Here is a 12936-nt window from a genome sequence, read left to right as displayed (position 1 = left end):
TTCCCTGTCCCCTCCTGCGTGGTGGGTGATGAGTCATGAGATAAACTCCGCCGGTTCCAACAAAGGGAGATAACCCGGAGTGCTGGTCTTGCAATGGTTAGACAGATATTGCGCTATAAAAATAGCTGTACTGTGTTCCAAAAGCGGAGCGGACCTATCCTTTCTTCCGTGTTAAAAAAACTCCCGCGATTGCTCCCACCAGGATAATCGGTGCCACTCTAACAAACAGCCATTCAAACGAATGAAATGCCACTCCGAGAACAGCGGTTTCAGGATCGCTATAATCCCAGTCCAAGTAAAGGCTTTTTTGCATCAATAAGAATGCAAAGACCACTGCTATAACCGCACACAACGAGATGAGAAGCCCGTGCAGGACCCTTCGCCTTGTGGTTTTTCTCTGTGCGAGCTGTAAGTTTATCACCTCCAGCTTTGCGGAAATCGCCTTTAAGTCATCTGCTTCTGCCTCGATAACCTTTTCTCCAAGCAACGTACTTACAGGTGTTTCCAGCACCTCTGATATGGCGATCAACATATCAGAGTCGGGAACCGACAATCCCTGCTCCCATTTTGAAATGGTTTGCCGCACCACATTCAGCTTGATAGCGAGCTCTTGTTGCGAAAGCCCTTTTGATTTCCTGATTGCTTTCATATTTTCATTGAGCATTCGAAATGATCTCCTTCCTTGCGGTATTTGTGAAAATTATAGGAGGAACTGCCCGTTGCTGCAAGCAACGCATTTTAACATTCATTGAAAGAGGCTGTTTTTGCTTCGTTATCTGATCATTACCCGGAAAAATATCAAAGCCCTCCTAGTTGGAAACGTAAAAGAGAATCGGAAGATATATAAATTGTGCGGGGGTAGGTGAATTGGCCTGTGCCTGACGGGACCGGTCATTTTAAAATGAGGCATTAGCAAGCCTGTACCAAGAAACTATAATAGCGCCAAATCGGAATTTAAATGCTGACAAAGAGAAGTAACTTTGGGCCAGTCCACTTCAGAGGACCATAGGCGGTGGGATCACGGCGGGCATACGCCGGATGAGCTTTGATTCTCTGCCTGATATCCCGCAAAACTAGGCGTATGTGAGGCAAATAGCAGTAAAATATGCCCCGGACACCGTCAGATGTCCGGGGCATATTTTATTGCAGCAGGGCCTCTCCTGCCAGATAGATGTCCCCCGCCCCCACGGTGAGGAGCAGGTCTCCAGGCTGGGCCAGCTCCCGAAGCTTTGCGGTGACCTCATCCAACGTGGGACAGTATACCGCTCCCGGAATTTGGTCCGCCAGGTCTTTGGAGGAGATGCCCAAGTCATTTTTCTCCCGGGCGGCATAGATTTCTGCCAAAATGGCCACATCTGCCAGCTTTAGCTCCTGGACGAACCGTTGGAACAGGGTGGCGGTACGGGTATAAGTGTGAGGCTGGAAGGCACACACCACACGGGCGTAGCCCAGGCTCTTTGCCATGGTGAGCAGGGCGTGGAGCTCATCGGGGTGGTGGGCGTAGTCGTCGTACACCATGGCGCCGTGGAACTCTCCCTTCTTCTCGAAGCGGCGTCCGGCCCCGGTAAAGGAGGCAAGGCCCTCCTCCACGGCACTGCCAGGAACACCAAGCACATAGGCGGCACAGGCGGCGGCCAGAGCATTGGAGATATTATGGCTTCCCCCCACGTTGAGAGCGGCGTGGGCATATTTCACGCCGTGGACCACAATATCAAATTCGGGAAGCCCCTTGTTCCAGAAGATATGATCCGCGCGGCAGTCAGCGGAGCTGTCCCGAAGGCTGAATCGCATGGTCTGGCGGCCGCAGTCCTGGATGGCCTGGAGGGCGTTGGGATTATCCCCGTTGACCACCACCCAGCCCCGGTCGGGGACCAGCTGGGCGAAGGAGCGGAAGGAGTGCTGGATGTCCGCCAGGTCCCGGAAAAAATCCAGGTGGTCCTCTTCCACATTCAGAATCACTGCCACCGTGGGGCAGAAGGAGAGAAAAGAGTTGCAGTACTCGCAGGCCTCGGCGATAATGGTGTCGCCGTGACCGACCCGGTGGCCCGCCCCCAGGATGGGCAGCACGCCGCCGACCATAACGGAGGGGTCCCGACCGGCGGCGAGAAAGATGTGGGCGCACATAGAGGTGGTGGTGGTCTTGCCGTGGGTGCCGGAGACGCACAGGGCATTCTGGTAGTGGGTCATGATGGCCCCCCAGGCCTGGGCACGCTCAAAGACTGGAATACCGGCCTGCAGGGCCGCGGCAATCTCCGGATTATCGTCGTGGACGGCGGCGGTGCGAATGACGCAGTCGGCTCCCTCCACGCTCTGGGGCAGATGGCCGATGGTCACCGGAATGGACAGGGAGCGCAGATGGTCTACCGCCTCGCCTTCACGCATGTCGGAGCCGGTGACCAGGACGCCCCGCCCCTTCAGGACCTCTGCCAGCGGGGCCATGGATACCCCGCCGATACCTACCAGATGGGCCCGGCGGCCGGGCTTGATGTAGTCTTGTATGTTCTGTTCCATGGGATGACACCTCAAACTTAGATTCTTCTCTATTCACCATATTATAAACATCGGGCGGGAGAAGTGCAAGGTTTCCTGAAAAATATGGACGGAAGAGAAGAAAAATATACTGGAAGAGAAAAAAGAAAGGCACATCGTTTCCGATGTGCCTTCTTAAGGAGGAATATGGGTTTTACCCCAGAGTCAGATTAGTGATAACATAGCCGAACATATTGTCCTGCCGCGCGAATTGAGCGTGGAACTGGGCTAGGGAAGAACCGTCTACCAGATAGACTAGGGAGCCATCCACAGAGAGGGAACCGCCTAATTCTCGAATGGAGGTGAGCTGGATCTCGGCCAGGCTGTCGTCGCCGCAGGTAAGCAGATAGCTGTCCAGCTTTCCATCGTAGCGAATCCGGTCGGAAAGAGCCTCGGGGATAGGGCTCAAAGGGGCTGTACCGGTAAAGAGGGCGGAGGCATAGTCCATCACCGTTTCAGAAGGGAGGACCAGTTCCTCGTCCAGATACTCAGAGCGGTCATCCATCTGCCCGTACAGACTGAGCATATTATATAAGGTTTCCCAAGCGGCCACCGGGTCGGAGAGATCCAACTCCCTTTGGCCCAGATTGACCATGGCCAGGATGGCCGCGTGGAGAGCGGGGGTCATGGAGTCCAGAGCGCCGGTCTCGGCGGGGACGTTGCCGGGGGCGTAGTCCAGCTGCTCTGCCTGGGTGTCAGGGGCCTCCGTCATGTCGGCCATAGCCACAGTTCCAAAGGGCAGGATGAGCAGGGAAGCGATTATTGTGGTCAACAGCAGTTTTTTCATGGGAAGACCTCCTTTCCTATTCTTGTTTTAAGTATAGCACTGAGAGCTGTTACCATCGTATCGAAGGTGTTACGAGAAGGTGAAAAAATGGTTACAGAACGGTTGCAATTTCTTTGGAGTCAACACAAAATAGAGGGAAAAGAGAGGGACGAAGGGACAATATCTTGCTTTTGCACGAAGGAGCGGGACGGGCCTGGGGCTGTCCCACGGGGTATCTTATGCGGGGCGGCGGGACAGTATGCCAGGAAGCTGGGAAAGGGGACAGGCTGAGAATATTTTGAAGGAGCGGGGGCGTCTTCTGGTTGACCACCAGACCAGTTTGGGCTACAATGAAAAAGATAATTTTAAAGAGAAAAAGGATGTTTGCCCCATGCTGAATCACGACCTGGAACTGAGATTTTGTAAGGCCCGCCGGGGGGCTATTGCCCGGGAATTTTCACATTTGAACCCAGAGCAGCAAAAGGCCGCCCTGACCACGGAGGGTCCGCTCCTGCTGCTGGCCGGAGCGGGCAGCGGCAAGACCACCGTGCTCATCCACCGCGTCGCCAACCTGATGAAGTATGGCCGCGGCTCGGACAGCACAGAGGTGCCGGAGTGGGCGACAGAGGATGATCTGACCTTCCTGGAGGAGTATGTCCGGACCGGGGCGGGGGACAAGGCCCGGCAGGAGCGGCTGTGTGCCCTGGACCCGGCGGCCCCTTGGACCATTTTGGCCATCACCTTTACCAATAAGGCGGCGGGTGAGCTGAAGGACCGTCTGGCCAGAATGCTGGGCCCGGCTGCCAACGATATCTGGGCCAGCACCTTTCACTCCGCCTGTGTTCGCATCCTCCGCCGGGATATTGAGAAGCTGGGCTTCGCCTCCTCCTTTACCATCTATGACACTGACGACTCCCTGCGGGTGGTGAAGGATATTCTGAAGGACCTGGGAATCGATGATAAGCAGTTTCCGCCCCGGTCGGTGCTGGGCTACATCTCTAGGGCAAAGGATACCATGAAGCTGGCTGACCAGTATCTGGCCGAGTGCGAGAGGTCTGGGGACTTCCGGCTGACCAAGATCGCCAAGATATACGCAGAGTACCAGCGCCGGCTGTGGGAGGCAAGCGCCCTGGACTTTGACGACATCATTTTCCACACCGTCCGTCTGCTCCAGCAGTTTGACGAGGTGCGGGAGTTCTATCAGCGGAAGTTCCGCTATGTGCTCATCGACGAGTACCAGGACACCAACAACCTGCAGTATCTGCTGGCCTCCACCCTGGCCGGAGGCTATGAGAACTTCTGCGTGGTGGGGGACGACGACCAGTCTATCTACCGCTTCCGGGGAGCGACCATTGAGAACATCCTCTCCTTTGAAAAACAGTACAAGGGCTGCCGGGTCATCCGCCTGGAGGAGAACTACCGCTCCACCAAACATATTTTGGAGGCGTCCAACGCCGTGATCCGCAACAACCAGGGAAGAAAGGGCAAGGAGCTGTGGACGAAGGCGGGGGAGGGGGACAAGCTTACCCTTTATGCCGCCATGAATGAGAACGATGAGGCCCAATATGTAGCTGCCCGTATTCTGGAGGGGTACAGCCAGGGCAGAAAGTGGAAGGACCACGCCATCCTCTATCGGATGAACGCCCAGTCTAACCAGATAGAGAACGCCTGCAAGCGCAACGGGATTCCCTACCGCATCATCGGGGGTACTCGGTTCTTTGACCGGGCGGAGGTGAAGGACATGGTGGCCTATCTGGCCGTCCTCAACAACCCGGAGGACGACCTGCGCCTCACCCGCATCATCAACAATCCGCCACGGGGCATCGGTGCCAAGACGATTGAGACCGCCCAGGAGATCGCCCGGCGGGAGGAGAGCTCACTCTACGCCGTCATCGACAATGCCCGGATGTACCCGGAGCTGGAGCGGTCGGCGGCCAAGCTGGCCGGCTTCACCGCCCTGATGGGGGAGCTGGCCGGGCTGCTGGACGAGCTGCCCCTGGATCAGTTTTATGAGGAGCTGATCCTCCGCACCGGGTATGCCACCATGCTGGAGAGCAAGAACACCGTGGAGGACCGCACCCGGCTGGAGAACGTGCGGGAGCTGCTCACCTCCATTCACGGCTATCTGGAGAACGCCGGGGAGGAGCCCTCTCTGGCGGGTTTTCTGGACGAGATAGCCCTGTACACCGACTTAGACAGCCACGACCCGGACCAGGACTGCGTGGTGATGATGACCATGCACTCGGCCAAGGGGCTGGAGTTCCCTGTGGTCTTTGTGGTGGGGGCCGAGGAGGGCATCTTCCCTGGCATCCGGGCCATTGGGGAAACGGAGGAGATGGAGGAGGAGCGGCGGCTGTGCTATGTGGCCATGACACGGGCCAAGGAGAAGCTGTACCTCACCTGCGCCAATCAGCGGATGCTCTTTGGACGGACCAGCTCCAACCGCCCCTCCCGCTTTGTGGAGGAGATCCCCCCGGAGCACCTGGAGCGGCTGGGCAGGAGCTGCCTGCCCGATTTGGGCGGGGGAGAGGAGGGCTGGAGCGGTATGCCCAGCCGCTCCTCCGGCTATGGGGGCTACGGCTCCTATCAGCGCCCGACTTACGGAGGTGGCCGCTCCGCCCAGGCTGGACAGGGCGGGAGCCGGACGGATCGAGACCCACGGCCCCAACCCTCCTATGGAGGCTTTGTCCGGGCCATGTCGGGCGCTGGTGGCGGTGCCACCGGCAGCGCCCGGACCAGACAGCCTCTGGCCTCCTCCCCTGTGGGGGCTGGAGCGCCGGGGGGAGGCGGCAGCCTCCCTGCCTTCCAGAAGGGGGATACGGTCCGGCACAAGGCATTCGGACAGGGAATGGTCCTGTCCGTCCAGAAGATGGGGGGCGACGCCCTGTTGGAGATTGCCTTTGACCAGGTGGGGACCAAGCGTCTGATGCTGAAGTCCGCGGCGGCGCACATGGAAAAACTGTAAAGCGGCAGAAAAGAGGCATGTCGGGGATGGCGATGTGCCTCTTTTTTACAAACAGGAAAAAAGTATGAGAGGAAAGGCAACATTTACGGAGAAAATACGTCTAACATTATATAGGGATTTACCGGAGCGGGAGAGAGCCTTAATAGAATTTTAAGGATTTGTAATCGCCTTGTAATTGCTTCCGGCGGAGACAGCCCCTATAATGGGGATGATATCTGCGGACTGGTCTATCCCGTCCCCGGGCCTTTGGCCCGCCGACATTTCACTTTATCATTACCGCTTACAGGAGGAAAAGCTGCCATGTCAGAAGTCATAACTCCCCAGCCTGCCGTACCAACCCAGACACCCCCCGCGCCCCCAGAGATGAAACCGGTGAAAAAAGGAAAAAAGAAAGCGGTCAAAAATGCTATCATACTGGCTATCGTGGCTGGGGTGCTGGCGATTGGAGGCTTTCTGCTCTACAAATTCCTCCACTCCGGCGGGGAAGAGCAGGGAGAGATCATGGCCCAGCCCGCCCAGATTGGTACTATCCAGAGCAAGGTGTCCGGCTCAGGTACGGCCAAGGCCAAGGAATCGGCTGCCATTACCTTGACCCAGAGCGGTACGGTGCAGGAGGTCTTTGTCACTGGCGGCCAGACTGTCATGGCCGGCGATCCCTTGTACACCATTTACAGTCAGGCAGCCCAGGATGCTGTGACGGACGCCAAGGAGGAACTGAATAATCTGCTGGAGGATATGGCCGACCTGCAGGAAGAGGCCGCCAACTTGACGGTGCGGGCCCCCTTCGCCGGGAAGCTTCAGGAGGTCAAGGAGTTCCATATCGACGACGAGGTGAGTAAGTCCGCCCCAGTGGCTACTCTGGTGAACGATAAGAAGCTGAAGCTGTCCCTTTACTTCAGCTACGCCTATGAGAAAGAGATCCACACCGGCCAGTCGGTCCAGGTGTCCATCCCAGCTGTTATGGGCTCCTTTGAGGGACGGGTGGAGAAGATCAACAAGGTCAGCTACATATCCCCGGAAGGGGCCGTCCACTTTGAGGCGGTCATCGTCTTTGACAACCCCGGTACTTTGACTGCTGAAATGGACGCCTCCGCTGTCCTGACTGCCGCTGACGGCACCGCGATTTATCCCTACGAGAACGGAAAGACCGAATACTACGAGTCACGGGACATCATTGCCAAGGCCAGCGGCCCGGTGACCGCCATCGGCAATCTGCTCGACCACGCCAACGTCCAGGCCGGGGAGGCCCTGCTCTATCTGGGCTCCTCCACCATTGATTCCCAGATCCGCTCCAAGCAGGAGGAGATCAACAGCGCCCAGACCAAGCTGGACGAGGCCCAGAAAGCCCTCAATGACTTTAATGCCGTGGCTCCCATCGACGGGACCGTCACCTCCTGCAACCTGACTCCCGGCCAGGAGGTCAAGAGCGGCGACACCGTTGTTATGATCTCCAATAACGTGACCATGCTGGTCACCATTACCGTAGATGACCGGAACATCTCCTTTATCAAGCCGGGCAACTATGTGGACCTGGATTGGAACGGACAGGTATATCAGGGATTAGTCACCTCCATTGACATGGGCGGCGCCCAGGCCGGTCAAGGCATGACCAGCTACCCCGTCACTTTGACGGTGGACAACGTGGATGGAAGCCTGATGGACGGTGCCTGGCTCCAATACTCCTTTGTCACCAGCGAGTCGGCCGACTGTATTCTGGTCCCCACTACCTCGGTCAAGTATTTCAGCGACATGGACAGCACCCGCCAGAGTGTGGTCTTTGTCAAGCGGGACAGCCGGCCGGACGACGTGCCCGAACTGGAGCTGCCTGAAGTGGCACCGGGCGAGAAGCGCACCTTCCCCAGCGAGGAGGAGGGCTACTACCCAGTCATCGTGGAGACCGGCATCTCTGACACCCAGAATGTGGAGATTGTCTCCGGCATTCAGGAGGGGGACGAGGTGTTCGTCAACTATACCGTGACAGACGGCAGCTATGGCTATTAAGCGGGGTGGAAAGATGCTCATTGACATCAGAAACCTCTATAAAATATACAACGAGGGCAAGGAGAGCGAGGTCCGGGCACTGGACGGGGTATCCCTCCAAATCGACAAGGGGGAGTTTGTGGCCATTGTGGGTCAGTCTGGCTCCGGCAAGTCCACGCTGATGAATGTGCTGGGCTGTCTGGATATCCCTACCTACGGAGAATACTACCTGGAGGGGACCGACGTGACTGCTCTGTCCGACAAGCAGTTGGCCCATATCCGGAATAAGGAGATCGGCTTTATCTTTCAGGGCTACAACCTGATCCAGGAGCTGGACGCTCTGGAGAATGTGACCCTGCCCCTGATTTACCGGGGGGTGTCTATCTTTGACCGGGAGGATCTGGCCATGGAGGCCCTGGCCAAGGTGGGCATGGATTCTCGAGCCCACCACCGCCCTTCCGAGATGTCCGGCGGCCAGCAGCAGCGGGTGGCCATCGCCAGGGCGATTGCCACCAAGCCCCCCATCATCATGGCCGACGAGCCCACGGGCGCCCTAGACTCCAAGACGGGCCGCCATGTGCTGGAGATCCTGCGGGACCTGTACCGGGGAGGCACCACTGTCATCCTCATCACCCACGACGACGGCATCGCCGCCACCGCCAAGCGGGTGGTCCGTCTGTCCGACGGCAGGATCACCTCGGACCATCCTCAGGAGGTGGACTGGGAATGAATCTTTGGCAGGCATTCAAAATGGCCTTTAAATCCATCGCCATGAAAAAGGGCCGCTCCTTCCTGACCATGCTGGGCATCATTATTGGTGTGGCCTCAGTGGTCATTATGGTGTCCGTGGTCCAGGGGCAGAATAAAAAGAACATGGAATACTTCGAGAAGATGGGGGACAACAAGATCACAGTCCAGGCCTACTCCTGGTATGACACGAACAACGAAACCGGGCAGAAGCTCTATGACTACTGCCTGTCCCTCAGTAACCTGGTGGATGGCATTACTCCGGATGTAGAGCTTGGGGATAAAATCACTGTCCAGTACGGGGCCAAGACCCTGTCGATCAACGACTGGGAGAACGGCAATATGGACTGGGAAAAGATGATGCATATTAAGCTGGGCTCTGATCAGTATGGTGTGTGCAACAATTACCAGCTGGCAAATGGCCGAGAGATCTCCTATCTGGATGTGGAAAAGACCAATGCCGTCTGTGTTTTGGGCTCCGGAGCCAAGGAGGCTCTGTTTGACTACACCGACCCCGTGGGGGAGACCATCACTCTCAACGGGCAGCCCTTCCTGGTGGTTGGCTACTACAAGCCCATGGACATCCAGTATTGGCCGGAGATGGACAATGTCATTATCATCCCCTACACCTTCAACCGGACCATGAACAAGAACAATACCATCGACTCCTACGTGGTCAAGGCAAAGAGTGCCGCTGCTACCACCCAGGCCATGACCCTGCTGGACGCCTATCTGTCCGGGATGTTCCCCAAGGACGAGAACGGCAACATGGCAAACGGGAGTTACTATATCAACAGCGACAACAGCTCGGCCGAGGAGATGGAAAACGCCAGCCTGATGCAGTCCCTGGTGCTGGGGGCCATCGCCGGCATCTCCCTGCTGGTGGGCGGCATCGGCATCATGAACATCATGCTGGTTACGGTCACAGAACGTACCAGGGAAATCGGTATCCGAAAGGCCATCGGTGCCGAGCGCAGCAGTATCATCACCCAATTTCTTATTGAAGCGGCGGTGATTTGCGGCATCGGAGGCCTCATTGGTATTGGCATTGGCTATGTGGGTACTATGATCGCGGGAAAACTGATGGAGAACGTGTTTGAGGGGATGATCCTGACTCCGGACCCCATGATTGCCATTGGGGCCTTCCTGTTCTCCGTGGTGCTGGGCATCCTCTTTGGTATGTTCCCAGCCATTAAGGCCTCTGGCCTGCAGCCTGTGGAGGCTCTGCGGGCGGACTAGCCTGCGGCAAAGTCCGCTTTATTTGGGAACCCCGGCCGGACCGGGCCCTCATTACACGTCCTGCCTCTCGTTTCTGACCGTGCCCTCTCAACTGAGACCACGGCCGGGGGGGCGGATGAAAAGGAGAGATAACATGAAATTGAAACGACTGATTTCTTGGCTGCTGGCCTCTGCCCTGGCCGCCTCTCTGGCAGTTATGCCCATCGGGGCGGCCGGCACCTCCTCCTTCGGCGATATCTCCGACCGGGAGACCGCCGTCAACGCTGACATCCTGCGCCTGATGGGCGTGGTCAGCGGCACTGGAGGCAACCAGTTCAATCCAAACGGCACCCTGACCAGGGCTGAGTTTTGCACCATGGTAGTCAAGTTTATGCAGCAGGGGGATCAGGTCCCCATCCACGCCACCCGCACTATCTTCTCCGACGTTACCTCCAAGCACTGGGCCCAGGGCTATGTGAACCTGGCCGCCAGCCTGACGGTCAAGGACGGGGAGCGGGAGGTCCCCCTGATCTCCGGTGTGGGTGATGGACGCTTTCAGCCGGACGAGAAGATCACCCAGGCCCAGGCGGCCACCATTTTGATTCGGGTGCTGGGCTACTCCAGCGAGCAGGCGGGAGCCGTCTGGCCCCAGAGCTATATGAACCTGGCTGAGTCCATCGGGTTGAGCGACGGCCTGCCCAGCGACTATAACGCCGCTCTGACCCGTGGCCAGGCCGCCCAGTTGTTTGTCAACGCCCTGAGCTGCAAGAATGGAGAGGGCAGCGACTACTATACGACACTGGGCAAGGCCCAGGAGGACACCATCATCCTGGCGGTCAATGTGGAAACGGACGACGGAACCTCGGACGGGGCCATCCGGACCACAGCCAACAAGGAGTCTGAGGCATACCTGCCCGCCGAGGGAGAGGGCAACCCCTACGCCCTCCAGGGCAAGCGGGGGGCCCTGGTGCTCAATGACAAGGATGAGATCGTCACCTTTGTCCCTGACGACAGCAGCGCCACCACCATCATCCTGTCTGGCGACGCCCAGCCCAGCTATGTGAAAGCCAGCGGCGGCAGCCAGTACACCATGTCCAAGGATACCCTGCTCTATACCGCCGACGCCACAGAGGGAAAGAGCTATATGGAGGGCTACTCCGTCCTGAAGTCGGGCACCCAGATTACCATGTATTCCGAGCGGGGCAAGATCGTGGCGGTTTACGCCAGCGGCAGCGCCTCCTCCATCGACTCCGACGCCGTGGTGGTCATGGGCAGCCCCAGCACCGCCATGTTCCACCAGCTCACCGGCGGCGCCACTAACTTCAACATCCAAAAGGGCCGTCAAACCATCACCATGTCCCAGATCCAGCCCTACGATGTGGTGACCTATGACAGCATGAGCAATACCCTAATCGTATCTGACCTGAGGCTGACCTGCATCTATGAGAACGCCAGTCCCAACTCCAAGGCGCCTACGGAGATCGAGGTGCTGGGCCATACCTTCGAGGTGCTGGACAGCGCCTGGGAGATGACCGGGGATTACAAGGTGGGCGACCAGGTCACCCTGCTCCTCACCGCCGACGGCAAGGTGGCTGGTATGGCTGCCCCCAGCGGAAAGACACGCTCTACCGCCATCGGCATGGTGGACAGCGGCAAGGCCACGGTGTTCCTCCCCAACGGCGGCACCCTGGAGCTGTCCGGCACCATCAGCAACGCCGACAACTTGGCCGACCAGCTGGTCACCATCTCCTCTGGCGCCAAGGGTAAGATCAGCGCCAGCAAACTGTCCTCCAAGTCCACCTCCGGCCAGTTCCTGGTGGAGGAGGGGAAGCTGGGCAGCTATACCGTCAGCGCCGGCGTCCAGATTTATGAGCAGGTCAACGGCGGCGCCATGGTAAAGCTGGACCCCACCAGCCTGAATATGGCCTCCATCCCCGGAGAAAAGATCGCCACCTATCACCTGAACACCTCCAACTATGTGGACTACATCGTGCTGGACCGGGTGACGGGCAACGCCTATGAGTATGGTATCCTTATCTCCACGACCACATCTACTCCAGTCTTGGATGACGATGGAGAAGATACTGGAGAGGAAAAGGAATCCAAGAAGTGGAACCTGGTCAACGGAAGTGGAACGATTGACCTGAAAAACACTGGATTTGCCGGAAAGAACGGCACTATGGCCGGTGTAGCTGTGGGTTCCAATGGTCGGATTGTGTCCATCATCGAACTGGAGGAGATCAAGAGCGTGTCCCCCAGCGACTTCTTCGAGAGCCAGGGGGTCCAGTACGTCAACGCGGGTGGCCGCACCTATCGGGTGGCCGATGATGTGGAGTGCTGCCGGGATACCGGGAGCATCCGGGACGCGAAAGACAGTTGGTTCAGCCAGGACAGCGGCGAGGAGCGTCTGGCGGCCATCAAGGCATTCTCCAGCGACCTGACCATCTATGTGGACCCCATCGGGGACCAGGTCCGGGTCATCTCCGCCAAGTGAGCTTAAATTCCCTCTTTTTGAAACAGGAGGCCGGCACCCTTTGGGCGCCGGCCTCCTCAGTTTGTAAAAAAAGCCCTCCTGCAAGGAGTTCCGTCGCCCGCAGGCGACGGAATAAAATTTAATCTCGTCATTTCCGGCGACATGTGCGTCGGAAATGACACCTCTCACGCAGGGTGGGCCGACTTTTCCGCTGGGAATCGAGGCACACCTTGCGTGCGGCTTTTCTCGAAAAAGTGG

Annotated in this window: 8 protein-coding genes; 5 read left to right on the top strand and 3 right to left on the bottom strand. The window is 57.8% G+C overall.

The window, feature by feature from the left end:
• Positions 1 to 154 precede the first annotated feature (154 nt).
• From ACEVJK_RS02050 to ACEVJK_RS02040, 3 genes are all read right to left on the bottom strand, one after another.
• Positions 155 to 664, bottom strand: coding sequence for a helix-turn-helix domain-containing protein (locus ACEVJK_RS02050; protein ID WP_374739867.1), 510 nt, complete (start codon positions 662 to 664; stop codon positions 155 to 157).
• A gap of 476 nt (positions 665 to 1140) precedes the next feature.
• Positions 1141 to 2511 (bottom strand): UDP-N-acetylmuramate--L-alanine ligase, encoded by a 1371-nt coding sequence (gene murC, locus ACEVJK_RS02045; protein ID WP_374739866.1) that lies wholly within the window; start codon positions 2509 to 2511, stop codon positions 1141 to 1143.
• Between the two features lie 172 nt (positions 2512 to 2683).
• The gene (locus ACEVJK_RS02040) at positions 2684 to 3316 is read right to left on the bottom strand and encodes a hypothetical protein (protein WP_147570734.1); all 633 of its coding nucleotides are present in this window, start codon (positions 3314 to 3316) and stop codon (positions 2684 to 2686) included.
• A gap of 370 nt (positions 3317 to 3686) precedes the next feature.
• On the opposite strand from ACEVJK_RS02040, the gene ACEVJK_RS02035 reads away from it, so the two are divergent.
• The 5 genes from ACEVJK_RS02035 to ACEVJK_RS02015 all read left to right on the top strand — a co-directional run bounded on the left by ACEVJK_RS02035 (position 3687) and on the right by ACEVJK_RS02015 (position 12699).
• Positions 3687 to 6260, top strand: coding sequence for an ATP-dependent helicase (locus ACEVJK_RS02035; protein ID WP_374739865.1), 2574 nt, complete (start codon positions 3687 to 3689; stop codon positions 6258 to 6260).
• 300 nt (positions 6261 to 6560) lie between these two features.
• Positions 6561 to 8261, top strand: coding sequence for an efflux RND transporter periplasmic adaptor subunit (locus tag ACEVJK_RS02030; protein ID WP_374739864.1), 1701 nt, complete (start codon positions 6561 to 6563; stop codon positions 8259 to 8261).
• Positions 8262 to 8274: 13 nt separating this feature from the next.
• Positions 8275 to 8970 carry an ABC transporter ATP-binding protein gene (locus tag ACEVJK_RS02025; protein ID WP_186852834.1) on the top strand — a complete coding sequence of 232 codons (696 nt, stop codon included), beginning with the start codon at positions 8275 to 8277 and terminating at the stop codon, positions 8968 to 8970.
• The gene (locus ACEVJK_RS02020; protein WP_147570731.1) at positions 8967 to 10226 is read left to right on the top strand and encodes an ABC transporter permease; all 1260 of its coding nucleotides are present in this window, start codon (positions 8967 to 8969) and stop codon (positions 10224 to 10226) included. The genes ACEVJK_RS02025 and ACEVJK_RS02020 overlap by 4 nt, the downstream gene beginning before the upstream one ends.
• Positions 10227 to 10359: 133 nt before the next feature.
• The gene (locus tag ACEVJK_RS02015; RefSeq protein WP_262669245.1) at positions 10360 to 12699 is read left to right on the top strand and encodes an S-layer homology domain-containing protein; all 2340 of its coding nucleotides are present in this window, start codon (positions 10360 to 10362) and stop codon (positions 12697 to 12699) included.
• Positions 12700 to 12936: the final 237 nt, after the last annotated feature.

Origin of the sequence: Flintibacter sp. P01028, from assembly GCF_041925235.1 — a bacterium.
GTDB lineage: Bacteria > Bacillota > Clostridia > Oscillospirales > Oscillospiraceae > Lawsonibacter > Lawsonibacter aceti.
This window is presented reverse-complemented; position numbering and strand designations above follow the sequence as displayed.